The sequence below is a fragment of the Variovorax ginsengisoli genome, from assembly GCF_030811835.1.
Lineage (GTDB): Bacteria > Pseudomonadota > Gammaproteobacteria > Burkholderiales > Burkholderiaceae_C > Variovorax > Variovorax ginsengisoli_C.
The window spans coordinates 1-23,893 of sequence record NZ_JAUSRO010000022.1; the positions used below are offsets into that span (position 1 = coordinate 1).

General features: G+C 64.4%; 20 protein-coding genes and 1 pseudogene. 13 read left to right on the plus strand and 8 right to left on the minus strand.

Translation table 11 applies throughout. The features are described from left to right. The 3 genes and pseudogenes from J2W36_RS25185 to J2W36_RS25195 all read left to right on the plus strand — a co-directional run. Positions 1–252, plus strand: a pseudogene (locus J2W36_RS25185) (methyl-accepting chemotaxis protein); the annotation flags it as partial. A gap of 44 nt (positions 253–296) precedes the next feature. Continuing rightward, the gene (locus J2W36_RS25190; protein WP_307692533.1) at positions 297–1,106 is read left to right on the plus strand and encodes a CheR family methyltransferase; all 810 of its coding nucleotides are present in this window, start codon (positions 297–299) and stop codon (positions 1,104–1,106) included. Positions 1,107–1,110: 4 nt separating this feature from the next. Continuing rightward, positions 1,111–2,184 (plus strand): protein-glutamate methylesterase/protein-glutamine glutaminase, encoded by a 1,074-nt coding sequence (locus J2W36_RS25195; RefSeq protein WP_307692534.1) that lies wholly within the window; start codon positions 1,111–1,113, stop codon positions 2,182–2,184. A gap of 53 nt (positions 2,185–2,237) precedes the next feature. On the opposite strand, the gene J2W36_RS25200 is transcribed toward J2W36_RS25195, so the two are convergent. After that, entirely contained in the window at positions 2,238–3,998 is a 1,761-nt protein-coding gene (locus J2W36_RS25200; protein ID WP_307692535.1) for a methyl-accepting chemotaxis protein, read from the minus strand. A 146-nt stretch (positions 3,999–4,144) separates the two neighbouring features. Then, on the minus strand, positions 4,145–5,158 hold the full coding sequence (locus J2W36_RS25205) for a LacI family DNA-binding transcriptional regulator (RefSeq protein ID WP_307692536.1): 1,014 nt from the start codon (positions 5,156–5,158) through the stop codon (positions 4,145–4,147). A gap of 252 nt (positions 5,159–5,410) precedes the next feature. Between J2W36_RS25205 and J2W36_RS25210 the strand changes: the two genes are divergently transcribed. From J2W36_RS25210 to garD, 3 genes are all read left to right on the plus strand, one after another. After that, entirely contained in the window at positions 5,411–6,370 is a 960-nt protein-coding gene (locus J2W36_RS25210) for a Bug family tripartite tricarboxylate transporter substrate binding protein (protein WP_307692537.1), read from the plus strand. Positions 6,371–6,409: 39 nt separating this feature from the next. Further along, on the plus strand, positions 6,410–7,558 hold the full coding sequence (locus J2W36_RS25215) for an L-talarate/galactarate dehydratase (RefSeq protein ID WP_307692538.1): 1,149 nt from the start codon (positions 6,410–6,412) through the stop codon (positions 7,556–7,558). A 62-nt stretch (positions 7,559–7,620) separates the two neighbouring features. Then, positions 7,621–9,210 (plus strand): galactarate dehydratase, encoded by a 1,590-nt coding sequence (garD, locus tag J2W36_RS25220; RefSeq protein WP_307692539.1) that lies wholly within the window; start codon positions 7,621–7,623, stop codon positions 9,208–9,210. 49 nt (positions 9,211–9,259) lie between these two features. Here garD and J2W36_RS25225 read toward each other — a convergent pair whose 3' ends face one another. From J2W36_RS25225 to J2W36_RS25235, 3 genes are all read right to left on the minus strand, one after another. Further along, complete coding sequence (locus tag J2W36_RS25225; RefSeq protein WP_307692540.1) at positions 9,260–10,240, minus strand: Bug family tripartite tricarboxylate transporter substrate binding protein; 981 nt, start codon at positions 10,238–10,240, stop codon at positions 9,260–9,262. 34 nt (positions 10,241–10,274) lie between these two features. After that, entirely contained in the window at positions 10,275–11,429 is a 1,155-nt protein-coding gene (locus tag J2W36_RS25230; protein ID WP_307692541.1) for a CaiB/BaiF CoA transferase family protein, read from the minus strand. Positions 11,430–11,493: 64 nt separating this feature from the next. Then, the gene (locus tag J2W36_RS25235; protein WP_307692542.1) at positions 11,494–12,447 is read right to left on the minus strand and encodes a hydroxymethylglutaryl-CoA lyase; all 954 of its coding nucleotides are present in this window, start codon (positions 12,445–12,447) and stop codon (positions 11,494–11,496) included. 131 nt (positions 12,448–12,578) lie between these two features. Here J2W36_RS25235 and J2W36_RS25240 point away from each other — a divergent pair, with 131 nt between their 5' ends. Continuing rightward, positions 12,579–13,487 (plus strand): LysR family transcriptional regulator, encoded by a 909-nt coding sequence (locus J2W36_RS25240; RefSeq protein WP_307692543.1) that lies wholly within the window; start codon positions 12,579–12,581, stop codon positions 13,485–13,487. Positions 13,488–13,601: 114 nt separating this feature from the next. On the opposite strand, the gene J2W36_RS25245 is transcribed toward J2W36_RS25240, so the two are convergent. Continuing rightward, entirely contained in the window at positions 13,602–14,561 is a 960-nt protein-coding gene (locus tag J2W36_RS25245) for a Bug family tripartite tricarboxylate transporter substrate binding protein (RefSeq protein ID WP_307692544.1), read from the minus strand. Between the two features lie 188 nt (positions 14,562–14,749). Between J2W36_RS25245 and J2W36_RS25250 the strand changes: the two genes are divergently transcribed. From J2W36_RS25250 to J2W36_RS25260, 3 genes are all read left to right on the plus strand, one after another. Then, positions 14,750–15,844, plus strand: a complete 1,095-nt coding sequence (locus J2W36_RS25250; RefSeq protein WP_307692601.1) for a Zn-dependent alcohol dehydrogenase — start codon at positions 14,750–14,752, stop codon at positions 15,842–15,844. A 181-nt stretch (positions 15,845–16,025) separates the two neighbouring features. Next, positions 16,026–17,375, plus strand: coding sequence for a M20 metallopeptidase family protein (locus J2W36_RS25255; RefSeq protein WP_307692545.1), 1,350 nt, complete (start codon positions 16,026–16,028; stop codon positions 17,373–17,375). Positions 17,376–17,502: 127 nt separating this feature from the next. Beyond that, positions 17,503–18,711 (plus strand): CaiB/BaiF CoA transferase family protein, encoded by a 1,209-nt coding sequence (locus J2W36_RS25260; RefSeq protein ID WP_307692546.1) that lies wholly within the window; start codon positions 17,503–17,505, stop codon positions 18,709–18,711. 114 nt (positions 18,712–18,825) lie between these two features. Here the strand turns inward: J2W36_RS25260 and J2W36_RS25265 are convergent, their stop codons facing one another. Beyond that, positions 18,826–19,788: a Bug family tripartite tricarboxylate transporter substrate binding protein gene (locus J2W36_RS25265; RefSeq protein WP_307692547.1), complete on the minus strand. Its 963-nt coding sequence runs from the start codon at positions 19,786–19,788 to the stop codon at positions 18,826–18,828. Positions 19,789–19,925: 137 nt separating this feature from the next. Here J2W36_RS25265 and J2W36_RS25270 point away from each other — a divergent pair, with 137 nt between their 5' ends. Continuing rightward, entirely contained in the window at positions 19,926–20,807 is an 882-nt protein-coding gene (locus tag J2W36_RS25270; RefSeq protein ID WP_307692548.1) for an SMP-30/gluconolactonase/LRE family protein, read from the plus strand. Here the strand turns inward: J2W36_RS25270 and J2W36_RS25275 are convergent. After that, positions 20,804–21,712: a LysR family transcriptional regulator gene (locus tag J2W36_RS25275; RefSeq protein ID WP_307692549.1), complete on the minus strand. Its 909-nt coding sequence runs from the start codon at positions 21,710–21,712 to the stop codon at positions 20,804–20,806. The two genes, J2W36_RS25270 and J2W36_RS25275, sit on opposite strands and share 4 nt — an antisense overlap. A gap of 102 nt (positions 21,713–21,814) precedes the next feature. Between J2W36_RS25275 and J2W36_RS25280 the strand changes: the two genes are divergently transcribed. Then, positions 21,815–22,906, plus strand: a complete 1,092-nt coding sequence (locus J2W36_RS25280) for an LLM class flavin-dependent oxidoreductase (RefSeq protein ID WP_307692550.1) — start codon at positions 21,815–21,817, stop codon at positions 22,904–22,906. Positions 22,907–22,958: 52 nt separating this feature from the next. Further along, positions 22,959–23,876 carry a flavin reductase gene (locus tag J2W36_RS25285; protein WP_307692551.1) on the plus strand — a complete coding sequence of 306 codons (918 nt, stop codon included), beginning with the start codon at positions 22,959–22,961 and terminating at the stop codon, positions 23,874–23,876. Positions 23,877–23,893 lie beyond the last annotated feature (17 nt).

The window sequence follows — 23,893 nt, forward strand, 5'->3', positions numbered from 1 at the left end:
CAGAACGCGACGAGCTCGGAAGAGCTGGCTGCCACCGCCGAAGAGATGAGCAGCCAGGCCGAGCAACTGCAGCGCACCATGAGCTTCTTCAAGCTCGCTGGCGGCGCGCCTGCTGCGCGCAAGGCGGTAGAGCCGCGCAAGAGTGCCAGTGCGCCGGCCAAGAGCGCGAAGCCCATGACCAGGAAACCTGCTGGCGGCAGCCTCCCGTTCGTCGACGACAGCGTGGACGAATCCAACTTCGCCCGTTATTGAACCGCACCCCCTGCGGTCTTCACAGGCACCCACGTCCGCTGAATATGCATTCGACCATCGACACCATCTCCGACCGCGAGTTCGAAGACTTCCAGCGTTTCATCTTCGACGCCGCAGGCATCACGCTGTCGGCAGGCAAGAAAGCGCTGGTTTGTGGCCGGCTGGCCAAGCGGATTCAGGCACATCAACTCAAGGACTACGGCTCGTACCTCAAACTGCTCCAAAGCGCGCAGGACCCGCTTGAAGTGCAGACGGCGATCGACCTTCTGACCACCAACGAGACCTACTTCTTTCGCGAAGCCAAGCATTTCGACGTGTTGCGCAAGGTGGCGTTGGCGCACGCAGGCCGCAGTCCGCTGCGTGTCTGGAGCGCGGCCTGCTCCAGCGGCGAGGAAGCCTACAGCATCGCCATGGTGCTGGCCGATTGCTTGCCCGGACGTGCGTTCGAGGTGGTGGGCACGGACATCAGCACCCGCATGGTGGCGAAGGCGTGTCGAGGGCATTATTCGGAACAACGGGCCCAGCAGATTCCGGCCACCTATCTCAAGCGTTTCTGCCTGCAGGGCCAGGGCGAACAGGCCGGTACGCTGCTGGTGGACCGCACGCTGCGCGCGCAGGTCTCCTTCATGCACGCCAACCTCAACGACACCTTGCCGGCTCTGGGTTCCTTCGACGTGATCTTCCTGCGCAACGTGATGATCTATTTCAGCGCCGAGACCAAGCGCCAGGTGGTCGCGCGGGTGCTGTCGCTGCTCAAGCCTGGGGGTTACTTCTTCATCGGGCATTCGGAGAGCCTGAACGAAATCACTTCGTTGGTCCAACCTCTGATGCCTTCGATTTACCAAAGGCCATGACACCATGAAGCCCATCAAAGTCCTCATCGTGGACGACTCTGCGGTCGTAAGGCAGGTGCTGATCGGCTTGCTGAGCGCCACACCGGGTATCGAGGTCATTGCCGCTGCAGCCGACCCGCTGCTCGCCATGGAGCGCATGAAGATGCAGTGGCCCGACGTGATCGTGCTGGACGTCGAGATGCCCCGGATGGACGGCATCACCTTCCTGCGAAAGATCATGGCAGAGCGCCCCACCCCGGTGGTGATCTGCTCGACGCTCACCGACAAGGGCGCCAAGACGACGATGGAGGCGCTGGCCGCCGGCGCCGTGGCCATCGTTACCAAGCCCAGGTTGGGCTTGAAGCAGTTTCTCGTGGAGGCGGCAGCCGATCTGGTCCAGACCGTGCAAGCGGCCGCGCGGGCCAACGTACGGCGACTCGCGACGAACCGCGAAACGAACCCGCCGCCGCCACTGGTCGCCAAGAACAACGCCGACGTGATTCTTGCGCCCTGTTCCGGACGTGCCATGTCACAGACCACTGAAAGGGTGGTCGCCATCGGTACGTCCACGGGAGGAACCCAAGCGCTGGAGGAGGTGCTGACCGCATTGCCCCGCGTATCGCCAGGCATCGTGATCGTGCAACACATGCCCGAGAAGTTCACTGCTGCCTTCGCGAGCCGCCTCGACAGCCTGTGTCAGATCACGGTCAAGGAGGCGGAGAACAACGACCGTGTCGTGCCTGGCCGCGCCCTGATTGCGCCGGGTGGCCGCCACATGCTGCTCAAGCGCAGCGGTGCGCAATACCACGTCGAAGTGGTCGATGGCCCGCTGGTCAATCGGCACCGGCCTTCGGTCGACGTGCTGTTCCGGTCCGCTGCCAAGTGCGCCGGTTCGAATGCGGTCGGCATCATCATGACGGGCATGGGAGACGACGGCGCCGCGGGCATGCTGGAGATGCACAACGCAGGGGCGAGCACGCTGGCGCAGGACGAGAACAGCTGCGTGGTGTTCGGGATGCCCAAGGAGGCAATCAAGCGCGGCGGGGTGGATCGGACGGTGCCGCTGTCGTCCATCGCCAGGGAGATCACCCTGGTGTGAAACACTCCGGCGCCAGGTCGGCCCGCATCCAGCGGAGCCGCCCTGGCGCTGGATCAGAACGTCGTCCAGTCGCTGTTCGACGTCGTGTCGGGGGCCGCCGCCACTGCCGCTGCCGGGGCAGACGTCGACGACAACCTCGGCGAGGCTGCCGTGACCTTCTTGGCCAATGCAGGTCGCTTGAGCCCGTTGACGGGTGCGGCTGAGGCTTTGGGCTTCGCGGCAGGCGCTGTGGGCGATGCGGGGCGTGCCATCACCGGTGCCTGTGCAGCGTCAGCTGACGCTGAAGGTCCCAGGTCGAAGACGCTGACCGTGCGCACCAGGCTGCCCGCCTGCACTTCGAGTGAGCCGGCCGCTGCGGCTGCCTCTTCGACCAGCGCCGCATTCTGTTGTGTGACCTGGTCCATCTGCGTGATGGCCTGGTTGATCTGCTCGATGCCGGTGGTCTGCTCCTGGCTCGCCGCCGCGATCTCGCCCATGATGTCGGTCACGCGCTTGACGCTCTCGACGATCTGGCCCATGGTGCGGCCGGCCTCGTCGACCAGCGCGGTGCCGGCACTCACGTTATCGACCGAGGTGTCGATGAGCGTCTTGATTTCCTTGGCCGCAGAGGCCGAGCGTTGGGCCAGGTTGCGCACTTCGGCGGCCACGACGGCAAAGCCACGTCCTTGCTCGCCCGCGCGGGCGGCTTCGACGGCGGCGTTGAGCGCGAGAATGTTGGTCTGGAACGCGATGCCGTCGATCACCGAGATGATGTCCACGATCTTCTTGGACGACGCCTCGATGGCCGTCATGGTGTCCACGACCTGACTCACGACGCTGCCGCCCTTGACGGCGATGTCGGAGGCCGAGGCTGCCAGCTGGTTGGCCTGCCGCGCGTTGTCTGCGTTCTGCTTGACGGTGGAGGTCAGCTCTTCCATCGACGCGGCGGTCTGCTCCAGCGAACTGGCCTGTTCCTCCGTGCGCGATGAAAGGTCCTGATTGCCTGCGGCGATTTCGCGCGAAGCGGTCGCGATGGTGTCGGTGCCGACACGCACCTGTCCGACGATGCTGCGCAAGCTCGTCTGCATGGCCTGCAGCGCACGCAGCAACTGGCCGACTTCGTCGCGCGAATCGGCATCGACCTGGCTGGCGAGGTCACCGCCGGCGACTTTCTCGGCGAGCGTCACCGCACCGCGCAACGGCTGCACGATGCCGACGGTCAGGCGCCAGGCGCAAAGGGCGCTCAGGAGGAGGGCCGCGACCGCCAGCACGACCAGGATCAGGCGGCCGTTCTGGTGGTTTTGCTGAATCTGCTGGGCCATGGCGTCGATCTGGGCGCGCTGGTGGTCGGAGATCTGCTGGACCGCCTTGCGGTAGGCCACGAGTGCCGTGTAGTAGCGCGTGTCGGCCAGTTGGTTGGCGCCCGCATGGTCGCCGGCCGCCTTCATCTTGCCGATGAGCGCGAGGTCGTCGAGCACATCCTTGCGGGCAGCGGCCACCTGGAGGAACTGCTGGCGTTCTTCGGGGGAGGTCAGGAGCTTTTCCATCTGGTCGCGCACGACATTGATCGATGCGATGCCCTCGCCCAGGTTCTTCTTGAAATACGCCTCGTTCTGCGCATCGGTCGCCTTCACCATGGCAAAGGAATGGACGATGCTCGGGCCGAGCAGGTTGGCCCACTGGCTGGCCATGCGTTCCTTGACCAATGCGTCTTCGACCAGCACCTTGGTCGATGCGGCCACGGCGTTGAGACGCATCACACCGGTGCCTGCGATCAATACCATCAGCAGCAGCACGACGCCGAAGACAGTTGCCAGACGCGTGCCGATTTTCATGTTCCTCAGAATCATCGTTTTACCTTTGAGATGGATACAGACGCAGGAGCCCGTTGCGGTTGCCGGCCAAGCCCGACCATCGCGCACGGATGCTTACGCGTGTGCTATCGGCAGGTAAACGTCAAGATGAATAGGAGAAAACCCTGTCAAGCAGGCGCTGACGCGCAAGTCGACTGCCGCTCGATCATGCGAAAGCCCAGGTCGAAGACCTTCTGTGCGCCAGGCCGGCCGCTGCAACGGTCGATGATCAGCTGGGCCGCAAGTCGGCCGATCTCGGGCCCGTCGACGTGCACGGTGGTGACGGACGGCGCGGTGTGAGCGCCGAAGTCGGCGTTGCCGAACCCGCACACCGCCAAGTCCTCCGGCACGCGCAGGCCGCGCACTTGCGCCTCCACGACCACACCTTGTGCGAGCGTGTCGGAACTGCAGCAGACGGCCCGCAGCTTGGGCGCCTTGGCCAGCAGGTCGGCCAACGCCCGCCGCCCCAGCTCCAGGCTGCTGGGCGCGGGCACCACGGCGGTGGGAATGTCCCGGCCCATCGTCGCGACGAAACCCTCGCGGCGCAGCTGGGCGCGGTGGTCACTGCCGGTCGCTACGCCCACCTCTTCCCAGCCCTTCGACAGGAAGTAGCCCGCCACGGCACTGCCGACTTTCAGGTGGGAAAAGCCGACCACCATGTCGATGGGCCGGTCGCTCAGGTCCCACGTTTCCACAACCGGAATGCCCGAGCGCCGCAGGCGATCCCGTGCGCGTTGCGACTGCACCAGCCCGGTCATCACGATGCCGTCGGGCTGGCGGCCGATCATGGTGTTCAGCACGGCTTCTTCGCGCTCGGGGTCGTAGGCTGTCTGACCCAGCAGGAGCTGGTAGCCCGCCGCAGCGAGCGTCGTGGTCAGGGATTGCACCGTTGGCAAAAACTGGGAGACCGACAGGGCAGGCACGATGCCCGCCACCATGAGGCTGCGCTTGGACTTGAGGCCGCCCGCGAGCATGTTCGGGATGTACCCGGTCGCCTCGACCGCCGCCTGGACCTTGGCCTTCGTCTTTTCCGAAACCACCCCCGGATTGCTCAGCGCGCGAGACGCCGTGATGAGTGACACGCCGGCGGCCTTGGCCACGTCGTGCAAGGTGGCCGCCTTGAAATGGAGGGGTGCATTCATGGCATGGGGGCGTCGGGACTCGAGGCGAACAACAACATGGCCGTACCCTACCAAAACCGGGTGAGCGGTCGCGGCATGCGCAAGGGATTACCCGGGTCACCGCCGCTTGACCGTTAAAAATGACAACGATATCATTTGTGCAGCTTTCAAGCCAATCCTTGATGGATACGAAAGATGAAGAGCCGGATCAAATAAATCCTGCGAGATTTGCCTCAAAATGACAACGTTAACATTTACATCACGGAGACAAGCGTGAAGAAATTTCTGACAGCGTTTTCGCTCGGTGTCGCGGTACTCGCGGCCAGCGCCCAGGCGTGGCCCGACAAGCCCGTGACCTTCATCGTGCCTTTCCCGCCGGGCGGCTCGACCGACCAGGTAGCACGTGCCATGGTCCCCAAGCTTGGCGACAAGTTCAAGCAGTCCTTTCTCGTGGACAACAGGGCCGGCGCGACAGGCACGATCGGCGCCACCTTCGTCAAGCGCGCTGTGCCCGACGGCTATACCTTCCTGGTCACGTCGCTGGGCCCGCTGGTCATCGTGCCGCACCTCATCAAGAGCCTGCAGTACGACCCGCTCAAGGACTTCGACCTGATCACCGTGGCGGTGCAGTCGCCGAACGTGCTGGTCGTGCCCGTGAACTCTCCGCACAAGAGCGTGGCGGACATCATTGCCTTCCAGAAAGCCAATCCGGGCAAGATGAGCTTCGCGTCGGCCGGCAATGGTTCGAGCGACCACCTCACTGCCGAACTCTTCTGGCAGGAAACGGGCACGAAGGGCGTGCACGTTCCCTACAAGGGCGGGGCGCCCGCGCACACCGACCTGATGGGCGGGCAGGTGGATGCTTCCTTCCAGAACATCAATTCGGTGGTGCAGTACATCAAGGGCGGAAAAATGCGTGCGCTGGCCATCACCAGCCCGAAGCGTTCGCCAGTGCTGCCCGAGGTGCCGACGCTGGCGGAAGTCGGTGTGAATAACGTCGAGGTCGCCTCCTGGCAGGCCATCGTCGCACCCAAGGGCCTGCCGCCGGCCGTGCGCCAGAAGGCGCACGAGGCCTTCGTCGAGGCGCTCAACGACCCGAAGGTCAAGGACCAGTTCACGTCGATCGGCTTCGAGATGGTCACCAACACACCCGAGCAGTTCGCCGTCTTCCAGCAAGCGGAGTACGCGCGCTGGAAGAAGGTGATCGAGACCGGGAAAATTTCGATCGAGTGACGCGCCATACCGTATCGTGTTTCTGACAAGGCGTTTCCCATGACCCCCGTTTCTTGCGCGACCGGCGACAGCATTGCCTGGGTCCGTGTCTCTTCCTGCTACCTGCCGCTGGCCACGCCGATCAGCGACGCCAAAGTGCTCACGGGCCGGCAGAAGCCAATGACCGAGATCGCCCTGCTGTTCGCGGAGATCGAGACCCGCGACGGGCATCGCGGTCTGGGCTTCAGCTATTCCAAGCGTGCCGGTGGTCCCGGCCAGTTCGCCCACGCCAGGGAGATCGCGCCTGCGCTCATCGGCGAGGACCCCAGTGATATCTCCAGGCTGTGGACGAAACTATGCTGGGCGGGTGCCTCGGTGGGCCGCAGCGGCATGGCGGTGCAGGCGATCGGTGCGTTCGATGTGGCGCTGTATGACCTCAAGGCGCGGCGCGCGGGGTTGTCGCTGTCCAAGCTGTTGGGCTCGCAGCGCGACTCCGTGCAGTGCTACAACACGTCGGGTGGTTTTCTGCACACGCCGATCGACCAGCTGGTGGCCAATGCCGGCGCATCGATCGAGCGCGGCATCGGCGGCATCAAGCTCAAGGTCGGCCAGCCCGACCGCGCGCTGGACATCCGGCGCGTGGAAGCCGTGCGCGAGCACCTCGGCGACCATGTGCCGTTGATGGTCGATGCCAACCAGCAATGGGACCGTCCGACCGCCCAGCGCATGTGCCGGACCTTCGAGGCGTTCAACCTCGTATGGATCGAAGAGCCGCTCGACGCCTATGACTTCGAAGGCCACGCCGCGCTGGCGGCCGCCTTCGATACGCCCATCGCGACCGGCGAAATGCTCACCAGTGCCGCCGAGCACGGCGAGCTGATTCGCCATCGCGCGGCCGACTACCTGATGCCCGACGCGCCGCGCGTCGGCGGTATCACGCCGTTCCTGAAGATCGCGGCGCAGGCCGAGCACGCAGGGCTGAGCCTCGGGCCGCATTTTGCGATGGAGCTGCACGTGCACCTGGGTGCCGTCTATGCGACCGAGCCCTGGGTGGAGCACTTCGACTGGCTCGAGCCGCTCTTCAACGAGCGCCTTGAGATCGCGAACGGCCGGATGCTGGTGCCGACGCGGCCCGGCCTCGGCCTGAGCCTGAGCGAACAGGCCAAGGCCTGGACCCGCGAAGCGGCCGAGGTCGGCCAGCGGGCCTGATCGGGTGGCACCCGCGCCCATGGCTGATGACAGATGATCCCGACCCGAAGGAGAACCAAACCATGACGGACACCGTCGCCGCTGTGCCCTTGCACATCACGATGCATGAGTGCGACAACGTGGCCATCGTTGCCAACGACGGCGGCCTGCCCGCCGGCACCACCTTCTCCTCAGGGCTGACCCTGGTCGACAAGGTGCCGCAGGCGCACAAGGTCGCGCTGGTCGACATTCCCGAGGGCGGGGAGGTGCGCCGCTACAACGTGCCGATCGGCTACGCGCTGCAGCCGATCCCGGCGGGCAGCTGGGTCCATGAGCGGTTGCTGCGCATGCCGGCGGCGCGCGAGCTCCAGGGGCTGCCCATCGCCACCGTCAGGCCCCAACCGCAACCGCCCCTCGAAGGCTATACCTTCGAGGGCTACCGCAATGTGGACGGCTCGGTGGGTACGCGCAACATCCTCGCGATCACGCAGACGGTGCAATGCGTGGCCGGCGTGACCGACTTTGCGGTGCAGCGCATCAAGGCCGAGCTGCTGCCCCGCTATCCGAACGTCGACGACGTGGTCGCACTGGCGCACACCTACGGCTGCGGCGTGGCCATCGACGCCCCCGACGCCGTCATTCCGATCCGCACGCTGCGCAACATCACGCTGAACCCGAACTTCGGCGGCGAGGTCATGGTCGTGAGCCTGGGCTGCGAGAAGCTGCAGCCCGAGCGGCTGCTGCCCCCGGGCTCGATCCCGCTGATCGACGAACGCAACGTGGCCGACGTGGGCGCCAGCGCCGACACCGCGTTCGATGTCGTCTGCCTGCAGGACGACGCGCACGTGGGCTTCATGTCGATGGTCGAGTCGATCCTGCGGCAGGCCGAAACGCACCTGGAGCGCCTCAACGCTCGCCGGCGCGAGACCGTGCCCGCCAGCGAACTGGTGGTCGGCGTGCAGTGCGGCGGCAGCGATGCGTTCTCCGGCGTCACGGCCAATCCGGCCGTCGGCTTTTGCACCGACTTGCTGGTGCGCGCTGGCGCCACCGTCATGTTCTCGGAAGTGACCGAGGTGCGCGACGGCATCGACCAGCTGACCTCGCGCGCGACCACGCCCGAAGTGGCCGAGGCCATGATCCGCGAGATGGCGTGGTACGACGCCTATCTGGAGCGGGGCCGCGTCGACCGCAGCGCCAACACCACGCCGGGCAACAAGAAGGGCGGTTTGTCGAACATCGTCGAGAAGGCGATGGGGTCGATCGTCAAGTCGGGCAGCGCGCCGATCTCCGGCGTCATCGCGCCCGGCGAGAAGCTCAGGCAGAAGGGCCTGATCTATGCGGCCACGCCGGCCAGCGACTTCATCTGCGGCACCTTGCAGCTCGCCGCCGGCATGAACCTGCATGTGTTCACCACCGGCCGCGGCACGCCCTATGGCCTGGCCGAGGTGCCGGTCATCAAGGTGGCCACGCGCGATGACCTGGCACGCCGCTGGCACGACCTCATGGACATCAATGCAGGAACCATCGCCACCGGCGAGAAGACCATTGCCGACGTCGGCTGGGAGCTGTTCCAGCTGATGCTCGATGTCGCGAGCGGCCGCAAGAAGACCTGGGCCGAGCACTGGAAGCTGCACAACGCGCTGGTGCTTTTCAACCCGGCGCCGGTGACCTGACGCCGGCCGAGCCGATCATTCAACCGGTCCTTCTTGACATGCCGAGAGATCACTCCACCGAAATTTTCGCCGTCTTCACGAGCTGGGCGTAACGCTCCTGCTCTGTCCTGAAGAACTGGGCCGACGCCTCGGGAGACATGGGGTTGATGATGTTCTCCTGCTTGAGCATCGCGTCCCGCGTCTCGGGCGTATTGAAGGCCGTGACGATGGCCGCATGCAGCCGCTCGACCTGTGCGCCAGGCAGCTTGGCCGGCCCGATCAAGGCAAACCAGCCGGCGATGTCGACAGAGGGCAAGCCTTGCTCTGCAACGGTCGGAATCTCGGGCAGCGAGGGGACCCGGGCTTTGCCCATGACCCCGATGGCGCGCAGTGCTCCGCTCTTGAGTTGACCTTGCACCGAAGGCACTGACGTCACGGCCATCTGGATCTGGCCGCCAATCAGGTCGGCAACCATCGGTCCGACGCCCTTGTAGGGGATATGGTGCACATCCACACCGGCTGCGTCTGCGAACATCGCGCCGCCCAGATGGAGGATGGTGCCATTGCCCGACGAGCCATAGTTGTACTCGCCGGGCTTGGCCTTGAGCAGGGCTTGCAGCTCGCGGACGTTCTGGGCGGGGACCTTGGCATTGACGACCAGAACGAAGGGCGTGGCGCCGATCACGCAGATCGGCGTCACGTCGTTGAGCACGTCGAAGGGCATCTTCTTGAAGACGCTCGGATTGACCACATGGTTGTTCGACACGATACCCAGCGTCAAGCCGTCGGCCGGGGCACGAACCACGACCGAAGTGCCTGTGATACCGCCTGCGCCCGGCAGGTTGTCGATGACCACGGCCTGGCCGTCCAGCGCCTTGGTGAGCGAGGGCACTGCCGCGCGCATGATCGTGTCCACACCGGAACCGGCGCTCACCGGCAACACGAGGCGCAGCGGCTTTTCAGTGGCGTGGGCGCGCAGGCCCGCAGCGGCCATGGCAAGGCCGGTGAGGGCGAATTTCGTCAGGGTGCGTCGCTGAATCTTGTTCTTCATTTTTGTCTCCGTGGGTGAGTCAGTGCGGGTCGGGTCAGGCAGGTGTTCGTGTCTTGAGGGTGGCGAGGATCTCTTCAGTGTGCTCGCCGATGCTGGGCAGCGCATGCCGGACGCCGGGGCGGCGCCCGCCCATCGTCAGCGGCAGCAGCACGACATCGGTGGAGCCACCGTCTTCGGTGTCCATGGGCACCAGGCCACCGCTGGCGATCAGGTGCGGGTCGCTGACGAGCTGGTCGGGCCGCATGATCGGCGCATAGGGAATGCCGGCGGCTTCGAGCTTGGGCGACAGTTCCGCGACATGGTGGTGTTTGAGGATGTCGCCCAGCCGGGTGAGCAGTTCGGGCCGCACTGCGACGCGCAACGCGTTGGTGGCAAGGGCCGGATCTGTGGCCAGTTCCGGGCTTTCCAGGACGCGGCACAGCGTGAGGTACTGCTTGTCGCTGACTGCGCCGATGAAGAGTTGCTCCCCGTCGGCCAGCGTGAAGACGTCGTACACGCTCCAGGCGGACACGCGCGAGGGCATCGGTGGTGGTGCTTCGCCTGTCATGGAGAACTGCTGCATGTGCTGCGAGGAGAGAAACACGCAGTTCTCGAACAGGGCGCTTTGAATTTCCTGGCCTTTGCCGGTGATGTCGCGCTCGCGCAGTGCAGCGAGCACGCCGATGGCGCCGAACATGCCACCCATGATGTCGTTGACCGACGTCCCCGCACGCAGCGGCCGGCCCACCGGACCCGTCATGTACGACAAGCCGCCCATCATCTGCACCACTTCGTCGAGTGCCAGGCGGTTCTCATAGGGGCCTGGAAGAAAGCCTTTGTGGGTAACGTAGATGAGCCGGGGGTGCGCCTCGGAGAGCGTCTTGTAGTCAAGCCCGAAGCTGGCCATCAGGCCGGGGCGGAAGTTCTCGAGCACCACATCGCATTCGCCGGCCAGCTCGGCGGCCGTGGCACGGCCTTCGTCGGTGGCGATGTCGATGACGACGCTCTTCTTGTTGCGATTGAACGAACGGAAGAAACCGATGCCGAGCCCGGGAAGCTTGCGCGTCTTGTCGCCGCCCGGTGGCTCGACCTTGATGACCTCGGCCCCGAGGTCGGCGAGGATCATGCCGCAGGTCGGGCCCATCACCATGTGGGTGAATTCGAGCACGCGGATGCCGGCGAGAGGGAGCGGGGACGTGGGAGTGTTCATGATTCGACGTGGGTAACCTCGACGTGGGTGATGGCCCGGGCGGGCCGAAGATGGGCCTGCCCGGTCAGGCGGCGACTGCAGCTGCGGCGGTGAACGTCTTCGGGAGTCCTGCCTGCCACAGCGATCCGTGCAGGGTCTCGCCGGCCAGCCACTGTGCCGCCTGCGCCCGAAGAGCGAGCAATTGCTGGACGTCGATGCCGGTCTGGATGCCCATGCTGCCGAGCATGTAGGCGAGGTCTTCGGTGGCCACGTTGCCGCTGGCACCGGGGGCATGCGGACACCCGCCGATGCCGGCCAGGCAGGCGTCGAAGCGCGTCACGCCGACCTCCAGCGCCGCGTAGACGTTGGCCAGGCCGAGGCCGCGCGTGTCATGGAAATGCCCACACCAGAAACGGTCGCCCGCGATGCGCAGCGCGTCCTCGAAAAGGTCGCGCACCATCGCCGGATCGGCGTAGCCCACCGTGTCGGCCATGCTTACGCGATCCGCGCCGGCATCAAGCAGAGCCTGCATCAGCCGCAACACCTCACGCTTTTCCACCTGGCCTTGCAGAGTGCAGCCGAACGCGGTACCGACACCGCCCTCGATCAGGATGCGGGAGCCCGCGGCATCCCGTGCCGCACGAATACGCGCCACCTCGGCGACGACGTCCTCCGGTGTCTTGCGCAGATTCGCGAGGCTGTGCGCATGGCTGGCCGACAGCGGGACGATCATCAGGTCGGCGTTCGCGGCGATGGCGTCCTCCGCACCGCGCAAATTCGGCACCAGCACTGACACGAAAAGGTCCGGGAACGTCCTGGCGTAGGCGACGAGTTCGGCCGTGTCCGCGAGCTGTGGAAGCAGTCGTGCCGGCACGAAGGAACCCACTTCGATCTCGCGCTGGCCCGCCGCGTACGCGGCACGGATCCACGTGTGCTTGTGCGCGGTGGACAGGATGGTGGCAATGCTTTGCAGGCCATCGCGAAGGCCGACTTCCCGGATGATGGCGCGGGCCGGTAGCTTGTTGCTGGGGGTGGTCATTGTTGTCTCCGATGTCACCCGGCATCCGCGTGCGTCTGCGTTGACTGTAGACATTCCACAGGGTCGTGAGAAGCGGTAAATTGGCAGCTTCATCGTTCCAAATGGGAATGTCAAAAAATGAAAGACCTGACATGCGCGATCTGGACCTGACCACCCTTCGGATGTTCGTGAGCGTGTGCGAGACAAAGAACATTGCGCGCGCTGCCGAGCAGCACAACATCGTGGCCTCCGCGATCAGCAAACGGTTGCAACTGTTGGAGGAGTCGGTGGGCAACAAGCTGATCGAGAGGCATCGGCGTGGCGTCTCGCCGACGCCGGCCGGGGACATTCTGCTCGAGCATGCGCGCGGCATGCTCGCCGGTGCCGACCGCGTCGCCCGGGACATGGCAGCCTATGGCACGGGCATCAAGGGACAGGTGAGGGTGCTGGCGACCGTGTCGTCGATTGCCGAATTCCTCCCCGAGGACATTGCCGACTTTCTTCAGGTCCCGGCTCACCGTGACATTCGGATCGACATCGAGGAGGCGATCAGCCGCGATCTGGTGCGCGGCCTTCGTGAAGGGATTGCGCCCCTGGGCGTCTGCTGGGACGCGGCCGATCTGGAAGGCCTGACCACACGCACGTACCACAGCGATCGCCTGGCCATCGTCGCGCATCCCTCTCATCCGATTGCCCGGCTGCAGCAATGCACGTTCGCCCAGACGCTGCACTTCGATCACGTGGGCCTTCCTGCCTCGACGGCCGTGCACACAATGCTCTCGCGGGCGGCGGCCATCATCGGCCAGCCGGTCAGCTACAGAGCCGTGGTCAGCACCTTCGACGCTTGCCTGCGCTGTGTCAGGGCCAACCTCGGCCTCGCCGTCGTGCCTTGCGAGGTGGCGCAGCCCTATGCGGAGAGTTTCGCCATGTGCGTGGTACCGCTGTCGGACACATGGGCGCAGCGGCGGTTTGCGCTGTGTTTTCAGGACGAACGGAGACTCTCGCCTGCGGCTCGACTGCTTGTCGCGCACCTGGAAGCCCGGGCCAGGGCGCGCGCCTGATGGTTGGCCTGGGTGGCACCAACCTCGAAAGACGCCTATCCGAGGCGCAGTGATGACACGGCAAATCCCATTGCCGACACACATCAGTCGCCGATGGGCGCGAGGATGGCCCTGCTATCGACCTGCCGTAGGAAGATTCAAGCTTTTGACAACAGGGTTCCAGCGCTCAATCTCCGCCTTGAGCAGTCTTTCCATGTCTGCAGGCGTTCCTCCTTGCGGCTCCATACCGATCCCGCGGGCACGTTCGATGAATGCCGGGTCTACGAGCACTTCATTGATAGACTTGTTCAATACGGCGACCACGTCCTTTGGCGTTGCACTTGGTGCAGATAGGTAATAGCGCAACGGCGCTTCGAAGTCGTAGCCCATCTCCTTGAACGTCGGCGCGTCCGGTACTTGCGCAAGGCGTTTGCTATCCATCACGCCCAAGACGCGAAATTTCCCAGATTTGATGTGCGGCAATGAACTCGTGATCGACGTGCCATAGATATCGATGGAGTTGCTCAGCATCGCCTGGATGGCCGGCGCATCCCCGTTGAACGGAATGTGGTTGGTGCTGATGCCGTTCGATTTCTCGAACGCCACGGGGGCGAGATTGCTGAGAATGGCCGCTCCCGGAGAGCCGCGATTGATCTGGCCAGGGTTTGCCTTGGCATACTCGACCATCTCCTTGATGTTCTTGTAAGGCAGTTCGGTGCGACCGACGATGATGGTCGGCTGGTAGGCGATCTGCGAAACCGCCGTGAAGTCTTTCACTGGGTCGTAGGGCAACTTCTCGAAGAGGATCGTGTTCGTTCCCAGCATGCCGACAAAAGACATCACCAGCGTATGTCCATCGGCGCGTGACTTGGCCACATAGTCCGCCGCAATGATGGCGCTTCCGCCCGGCTTGTTCTCGACAATCACCCGTGTTCCACGCCGGGTCAGTTCATCGGCCAGCATTCTGACGTACGCATCCGTTCCGCCGCCGGCCGCGAAGGGCACCACGAACTTGATCGGTTGTGATTGCGCCATGGCTGCACCGGTCATCGACACAGCCAGCAGGGTTCCGAGAAGCAGTCGTCGGTAGTTCATGATGTCTCCGTTGTTTTGATCATTGAGCGGGTGGACTGCGCTTCCTTGCAGGCCCAATCAAATTATTTCTGCGTTCGCGCCGCGCGACGTCGCGGAAATGCAAAGCAGCTTTGCAAAGTCCCGAAGGGTTGACCCACTCCCCGCTTCTACACTGCGGCGCAACGCTATTCCCGCGAAAGGAAGTTCCCATGAAGGCCGCCGTCCTCGAAGAATTCAACAAGCCGCTGATGATTCAAGACCTGGCGATTGCCAACCCGGGCCCTCACGAAGTGCTGCTCAATACCGCTGCGGTGGGTTTGTGCCACAGCGACTTGCACTACATCCAGGGAATGCGGAACATACCGTTGCCGGGCGTGTTGGGACACGAGGTGTCCGGCGTTGTCGCCGCCGTGGGCAGCAACGTCACCGACCTCCAGCCGGGAGATCATGTGGTGGGCGCGCTGTCGGTGTTTTGCGGCCTGTGCAAACAATGCCTCGGCCAGCGTTTCGCGCTGTGTCAGGACACGAGCATCAAGCAACCGCCAGGTCAGGCGAAGCGTCTGTCACGCGGCTCGCAACCCGTCAGCCAGGTTTTCAACCTTTCGGGTTTCGCAGAGCAAATGCTGGTTCATCGCAACGCCTTGGTCAAGATCCGCAAGGACATGCCCCTGGACCGGGCGGCCCTGTTGGGTTGCGCAGTGATCACCGGCACGGGCGCAGTCTTCCGGAATGCACAGGTCACGGCGGGCTCGTCCGTAGCGGTCGTGGGATGCGGCGGCGTCGGTCTGGCGGCCATCAATGGAGCGAAGATCGCCGGAGCGGCCTGCATCATCGCCATCGACAACGTGCCCTCGAAGCTGGAACTCGCACGCAGGTTCGGTGCGACGCACACGCTCCTGGCGAGCGATGGCGACGTCGTGGCCAAGGTCGTCGAACTCACGCAGGGCGGCGTGGAGTTCTCCTTCGAATGCATCGGCATCGCTTCCACTGTCGAGCAATGCTTCAAGATGCTCCAGCCGGGCGGCACCGCCACCATCGTGGGTCTGTTCGCGCCGGGCGTGAAGGCCTCCATCGAGGGCGGCGATTTCTTCCTGGAGAAGAAGATTCGCGGCTCCGCTTTGGGGTCGGCACGCATTCGAGACGATATCCCGCGCCTCGTGGAACTGTACCTGCAGGGCCGTCTCAATCTTGACGACCTCGTCTCGCGCCGGATCAAGTTGCAGGACATCAACGAGGGCTTCTCGGCCATGACACGAGGCGAAGTCGCACGCAGCGTGATTGTGTTTGAAGGCGTGGGCGATTGACGTTCCCGTGTGCCCCGCGTTCGAAGGGCTGGCTGCCGTGCACACGCATCCAGCGATACGCTGCGTGCCTTTGCAAAAACAGGGCGGCTGTGCTGCTCCGCGTCGACATGTCTGCCGATGGGTACGCCCTAGTTGTGGGGAAAAATAACCATAGAGCCTATCGGTCATTATGAAAATGAACATGCGAAGCCACCTCTGCGCCTTACTTGTTGGAACTTCCTTCATAGGTGTGCGTGCCCAGTCCTTGGCGCCTGCGGCAATGTCGCCGCTGCTACCGCACGCCCTGGCGCTGTCCGATGGCGTGCAACCGAAGGTGGTCGAATGGCGGCGGCATGTTCATCAGAACCCCGAACTGGCTTACCAGGAAACCAATACCGCGACGTACATCGCCCAGGCGCTTGCCGACATGCCTGGGGTTGAGGTGAAGACCGGCGTCGCGGGCACGGGCATCAAGGCTGTGCTCCGTGGCGGCATTCCTGGACCGGTGGTGGCGCTGCGGGCGGATATGGATGCCTTACCCGTGGATGAGCGCAACGATCTGCCCTTCAAGTCTGTGGCGAAGGCGCAGTGGCAGGGGCAGCCCGTGAGCGTGTCGCATGTCTGCGGTCACGATGCGCACGTCGCGATGCTGCTGGGCGCCGCGCAGGTGCTGTCTTCATTGCGTGATCAGTTGGCGGGCACGGTCGTCTTCATCTTCCAGCCGGCGGAGGAAATTGGCCCGGGCCTGGGCAAGGCAAGCGGCGCCATGGGCATGGTGCGCGAGGGTGTGCTCGACAATCCAAAGGTCGACGTCGTGCTCGGACAGCACATCAGCAACCAAGCGCCTTCCGGCACGATCCGCTACAAGCCAGGCGCAATGCTTGCAAGCGTCGACGTGTTCCGTATCCAGTTCAAGGGGACGGGGGGACACGGTGCAGTGCCCTGGGCTTCCAATACGCCCATGCTGGCTGCGGCCGAAACGGTACTCGGCTTGCAGAACATCGTGAGCCACCGGCTCAACCCGACCATCGATGGGGGGCCGACGATCGTCACGACAGGTTTGTTGCAAAGCGGGAACCGATTCAACGTGCTTCCCGAGACGGCCGAGATCGCCGGCACGATTCGTGCGCTTTCGCCGACGAACCAAAGAATCGCGCAGGAAGAGATTCGCCGTCGTGCCGCTGGCATCGCGGCGAGCTACGGCGTACAGGCAGACGTGAAGATCGACAGCGGGGATGGGTACGGCGTGCTCGTCAACGATCGTGACGCAACGCTTTCCTTGTTGGGTGCCTTCAACGCTGCAACTGGAAGCCCTTCAAAGGTGACTCAGATGGCTGCCTCCATGGGGTCCGAGGACTTCGGCGCTTTTGGTTCGACCGGCGTGCCGGTCGTTTTCTGGATGTTGAACGCCTCACCGTTTATCGATAAGGACGGGCCGGTGAATCACTCGCCGTTGTTCCAGATCGACGAGTCGGCAATGCGCGTTGGCGTTCGGGCATTGACCGCAGCGACGATTTCTCAGCTGTCCAACGCGCGCTTTCAAACCCGTTGAGCGGACCCTTCCGACGTGCTCTCCAGCTGTGGCAGCCTGGCCTGTGGCAGCACGAACATCAAGCGAAAACAGGCCATCGGTCTGAACGACTGAGCACCTTCCGAATGCGTAACCTTAGGAATTCCGGATGAATCAATCTTTGATGCAACCCCTGGCCGGCGTGCGCGTGCTCGACCTGTCCCGGGTGATGGCAGGTCCCTTGTGCGGCATGGCCCTGGCTGACCTCGGTGCCGACGTGATTAAGGTCGAGCATCCCGAGCGGGGTGACGACACGCGGGACTGGGGCGTGCGCATCGGCAGCGGCAACACCTCCTATTTCAACAGCTGCAATCGGAACAAGCGTTCGCTCTGTGTCGACCTGCAGGACCCTGAAGGCCAGGCGCTCGTACGTGAGATCGCCGCGACATGCGACGTCGTTATCCAGAACTTCAAATACGGTGGCGTACAGAAGATGGGCCTTGGCTACGACGACCTGCGTCAGCTCAATCCAGAGATCGTCTATTGCTCGATATCGGGTTACTCAGTATTGAGCCAGGAGAAGGCGCGGCCGGGGTACGACTTGGTGATCCAGGGCGAGACCGGCCTGATGGCGATGAACGGCGAGGAGGGTCAGGGCCCGCTGAAGTTCGGCATCGCCGCCGTCGACATGTTCACCGGAATGTACGCTGCCCAGGCCATCCTGGCGGTGCTGTACGAACGCACTCGCACGGGCGAGGGCCGGCACATCCAGATGTCGCTTTACGACAGCGGGATGATGATCACCTCCTACTATGGACTGACCGCCTGGCTCAACCAGGGCGACCCGGCGAAGTTCGGCAACTCGCATCCGTCGATCGTGCCCTATGGCGTGTTCGATGCCGCTGATGGCCCGCTCGTCATCGCTGTCGGCAACAACGGTCAGTTCCGGCGGTTTTGCGATGAGGTGATCCAATGCCCTGAATTGCCAGCGGATCCGAAGTTCGCTACCAACACCGAGCGCGCGAAGAACCGCCACGCGTTGCTGCCCATCCTGCTCGCACGGATCCGCCAGTTCGCTCGCGCCGAGTTGATCGCTCGCATGAACGCAGCAGGCATCCCTTGCGGCGAGGTGCTGGGCCTGTACGAGGCTCTGCAGTCCGAGCGCACCGAGCAGACGCAAGTCTGGCACCGATTCGAGGACAGCGAAGCCGGGCCACAGGGCATTCACGCGCCGCCTTACATCATCGACGGGGGGCGTGCAGGCGTGCGCCACCCCCCGCCGCACCTCGGCGAGCACACGCAAGAGGTGTTGCGGGAGTGGCTCGGCATGGATGAAGGCCGGCTTGAATCCTTGAGTCGGCGAGGCGTCATCAAGTAAGAAGGATCGCCTTTGAATGATTTGCCGCAGGGCGCGCACCAGCGGCAACGACAAGGCCCGTGCACCTCGCCTTCGAAAGCAAGTCGCTCGGGCCCTTTCTCTGATCGAGGCGCTTCACTGCGACTGCCTGGGCAGGTCCAGGCTGCGCAGGATCGGGAGCCAGCGGTCGGCCTCGACTTTGATGAACTTGTCGAGCTCCTCGGGCGTAGTGCCGCGAGGTTCCATGCCGATGGCACGTGCGCGCGACACGAAGTCGGGATCGGCGATCACCTGATTCACGGCCTTGCTCAGGCGGTCGATGACGGGCCGTGGGGTGCCTGCGGGCACAGACAGCGAGTACCAGAGCGTGGCTTCCATGTCGAAGCCCTGCTCCTTGAAAGTGGGCGCATCGGGAACCTGCGGCAGACGCTTCGCATCCATGACGCCAAGCACGCGCAGTTTGCCCGACTTCACGTATGGCAGTGATCCGGTGATAGAGGTGCCATGGATGTCGATCTGGTTGCCCAGCAGAGCCTGGAGAGCCGGCGAGTCGCCGTTGAAGGGAATGTGCAGCGTACTGATTCGCTGCTCCTTCTCGAAGGCAACCGGCGCAAGATTGCTCAGGATGGCTGCGCCCGGCGAGCCGCGGTTGATCTTTCCGGGATGTTGCTTGGCGTAAGCGACCATCTCCTTGATGTTCTTGTAAGGCAGGTCGGTCCGCCCCACGATGATGGCCGGCTGATAGGCAATTTGCGTGACGGAGGCGAAGTCCTTTGCAGGGTCGTACGGCAGCTTTTCATACAAGACGCTGTTGCTGGCCAGCGTCCCCAGGGACGACACCAGCACCGTCAGCCCGTCAGGCTTGGAGCGTGCGACATGCTCGGCGGCGATGATGCCACTGGCGCCGGGCTTGTTGTCGATGATGACGTTCAGTCCCTGCCTGTTGAGCTCCTGGGCCAGGATGCGGCAGTACAGGTCGGTGCCGCCGCCGGCGGCGAAGGGCACGACAATGCGGGTCGCCTGCTGAGCGAGCGCCAAGCCTGGCGCGAGGGCGCAGGCACTCAGCGCCCAACCGATGAAGAGTTTGCGATAGCTCATGTTGTCTCCTGTTCTGGTCCGGACTCGGACTCTGGTTTCAGTCTAGAGGCCGGCCTTGAGCGAGAGTCTGCACGGAATGAAAAGCTGCTTTGCAGGATGCGTCGCGTTCGTGTCAAGCGACGCGGCACACTGCAATGATGAGTGTGGAGATCGTCAGGGTCGGATCGACCAGGGACCAACTGGGTGAGAGCCCGTGCTGGGATGCGGACGCACAGGCGCTGAGTTGGATCGATGCGCTCGCTGGCACGCTGTGGCGGCTCGATCCGCAGGCGATGGCCACAGAGCGACATGCGCTGCCTGCACCGGTGGGCTCGATCGCGCCATGCAGCGGCGCGGCCGTCGTGGTGGCACTGCGCAACAGCTTTGCGCGCTACGACTTCGGGACACGGGCGCTGACGCCCCTGGCGCGCATCGACGTGGATCATCCCAAAGTTCGTTTCAACGACGGTAAGTGCGATCCCTTCGGCCACTTCCTCGCCGGCACGATGCACATGGACCGCCAGGCTGGCGAGCCGGTCCTCGGCGGCCTCTACCGTTTGCGTGCGGATGGCCGTGTGGAGCATCTGGCTGACGACATCGGCTTCGCCAACGGACCGTGTTTCAGCCCCGACGGTCGGGTGCTCTACCTGGCCGACAGCCTGGAGCGGACGCTTTGGGCCTACGACTACGATCCCGATGGCCCATTGCGCAACAAGCGCCTTTTTGCGAAGACACATGAATTCGATTCGGGCCCCGATGGTGCAACGGTCGATTCACAGGGCTTTCTCTGGACCGTGCTCACGCGGGCAGCCCAACTCGCGCGTTACGCCCCCGACGGCCGCCTGGACCGGCAAATCGCGCTGCCCGCAAGCTACCCGTCGAGCATCTGCTTCGGCGGCCCGCGGCTGGAGCATCTGTACCTGACGACGATCTCGCGCAGTGCGCGCCTGGAGGGGGCGCTGGCACACGATGGCGGGTTGTTCCGTATCGAGGGCCTGCCGGCCGCGGGTCGACTGCCCCACGTCTTTGGCGGCGCCTAGGCCGCTTCGGTCCTGAGGGCTTCGGCGACGAAGTCCACGAAGGCGCGCACCTTCAGCGGCAGCGCCCGGCTCTGGCGGAACACGGCGAACACGCCGTTGGAGAAGGCGCGCACCGCGAAGCGGTACTCTGGCAGCAGTCGCACGAGCGCGCCGTTGCGCAGGTCGTCGCGCACCGTGGCAGCGGACAGCAGCGCCACGCCCATGCCATCGATCGCGGCCAGGCGCAGGATCTCGCCATTGTTGGCGCTCAGCACGCCCTGGATGACCAACTCCTGCTGCTCGTTGGCTTCGTCGACGTACTTCCAGCTGATGACTTCGCGATCGCGCCGGTAGGTCAGGCAGCGGACATCGGGCAGGTCGGTCGGGTGCTTGATGCGCGGGTATTTCTTCACGAACGCCGGGCTTGCCACCAGGACCTCGTCGCTCGACAGCAGCCGCTTGATGACGAAGCCCGAATCGTTCGATTCGCCGGTGCGGATGTCAATGTCGAAATCGCGCTCGACCAGATTCACCGGATGCTCCGACAGTTCGAGCTCGACCCGGATGTCGGGATAGAGCTCTGCAAAGCGCGGCAGCAGCGGCGCCAGGACGCGAAGGCCGATGTGCGTGCGCGAATGGACACGCAGGCGACCTTCGGGTCGCTGGCGTGCGTTGTGCACGACCTGCTCGGCCTCGCTCATGAGCTCGAGGATCGCCTCCGCCCGTTCGAGGAAGGCCTGGCCCGCCTCGGTCACCTTGAAATTGCGGCTGGTGCGGTCTACCAATTGCACACCGAGTTCCTCTTCCAGGGCGCTGATGCGCCGGGAAATGGTGGCCGGCGACAGGCTGAAGCTGCGCGCGGCGGCCGACAGGCTGCCTTTCCTCTGCGTGGCGACAAAGATTCGCAGGGAATCGAGCGACTTCATTTCGAAAGACGCAAAGAAGCTGTGCGTTCGCTGGTGATCCAAAGGGGGCCGGCGTTCCTACGATCGACCTCAGTCAAAACCAGACAACCAGGAGTCACAGCGATGGATTTCGGAATCTTCATTCTGATGCAGCAGCGAAATAAGCATAAGACCTCCCACCAGATTCTGCGCGACGCGGTCGAGCAGACGCGCTTGGCCGATGAGCTGGGCTTCGGGGCAGCATGGTACGCAGAGCATCACTTCAGCAACTACGGCATGTGCTCGTCGCCGCTGACGATGATCGCGCACTGCGCTGCAGTCACGCGCAACATCCGCCTGGGAACGGGCATTGTCGTCGCTCCGCTGTACACGCCAGCACGTTTGATCGCGGACGTGGCGATGGTCGACCAGCTGTCGAACGGCCGGTTGAACCTGGGCATCGGCTCGGGCTACCAGCATTTCGAGTTCGAGCGCTTCGGTGTGTCGCTGGAATCAGCCAAAGGCCGTACCTTCGAGATGCTGGACATGCTCGAGGCCGGCCTGAAGGAGCCGAAGTTCAGCTACGACGGCCAGTTCTATCAGCAGCCCATGAGCGCGATCAGCCAGCGCGCAGTGCAGCGCCCGATGCCGCCGACGTGGATCACCAGCGTCGACCCTGCATTCCTGTCGCGTGCCATCCAGTCCGGCCACCATGTGTTTGTCTCGGGCGGCGACGGCGGTCTGGAGAAGCTGGCCAGCACCCGCGCGCTGATCGACAAGGTGGCCAAGGCCGAGGGCAAGGATCCGGCCGCCGTGCCTGTCGGGCTGCTGCGCGCGGCCTATGCCAGCGACGACAAGGCTGAGGTGGACGCGTACCTCGACTGCGCGCGCTACCAACGCCGGGTTGCGCTGAGCCTCAAGCGCCGCACCGCGCAGATCGCCGACGACTACCAGGTCGAGGAAGGCATCGTCGAGGGCGAGCCGACGCTCGACGAAATGCGTGCGCTGCTGCCGGTGGGCAACATCGACACCGTGATCGAGCGCGTGGTCAACGAGATCCGTACGCTCAAGCCGGTGCACTACTGCTTCCAGACGCAGATGGGCGACTTCGACCATCCCACCATGCTGCGCCAGCTCGAGACCTGGGCCAAGGTCATCATCCCGACGGTGCAGCAGGAGATCGCCAACGATCTGCCGCACCAGCCCGCGGCGCAGCCCGAACTCGCCGCGGCTTGAGGCTGTGCCGTCAGGAAACACGATGTCCGAAGTTGCTGAAGGGATCCGCCCCATGAGTCCTGTGATCGAGCCTGCGCAGTTTCGCCAGCTGCTCGGTTGCTTTCCCACTGGCGTGGCCGTCATCACCACCATCACGCCGGACGGACAGCCCGCGGGCCTGACCTGCAACTCGTTCAGTTCGGTCTCGTTGGAGCCGCCGCTGGTGCTGTTCAGCCTGCGCAAGGCCAGCCGACTGCTGCAGACCTTCGAGGCGGCCAGGGGCTTCGTGATCAACGTGCTGTCCGACCAACAGGACGCGCTGTCGGGCCGCTTCGCCTCCAGCAAGATCGAGGACAAGTTCGACGGCGTGGCCTGGCGCGCGGGAGCGCTCGGCATGCCGCTGATCGACGACTGCCTGGTGAGCTTCGAATGCAGCGTGCATGCGGCCCACGAGGCCGGCGACCACATCGTCTTCATCGGCGAGGTCAGGCACCTCAGTGCGGGCGCACCCGACCAGGCGCTGGTGTTCTACAAGGGCGCCTACATGATGCTGGCCGAGTCCTTGCGCAAGCTGGTGGTGCAGGGCCGGCTGGGCAGCGACGACATCGACGAGGCCTATCGCACGCTGTACGGCACGTTGCTGCGGCTGGCCAGCGAGCGTGCCACCGAGGCCGAACTGGACGCGGTGCACGCTGCAGCGGATGCGATCGAGGCCCACCCCGACGACGCGCCGCTCAAGGAGCGCATCACCTCGGCGAGCGGCTTCTTCGCGTCGATCGCGGCCGCCGGGCACAACGAAGCCCTCACGTTGATGGCACAGACCATGAGCAGCGTCCTGCGCGAGCGCATGACGCATGTGCTCCCGGTGCGGCCACGGCCCGATCTGTTCCCGCTGCGCCGCAAGGTGGCGCACCACCTGCGCCAGCGTGATCCCGATGGTGCAGCGGCAGCGCTCGACGAACTGATCCGGCAATTGCGCCACAAGGGCTGAGCCCTGCGAGACCTAAA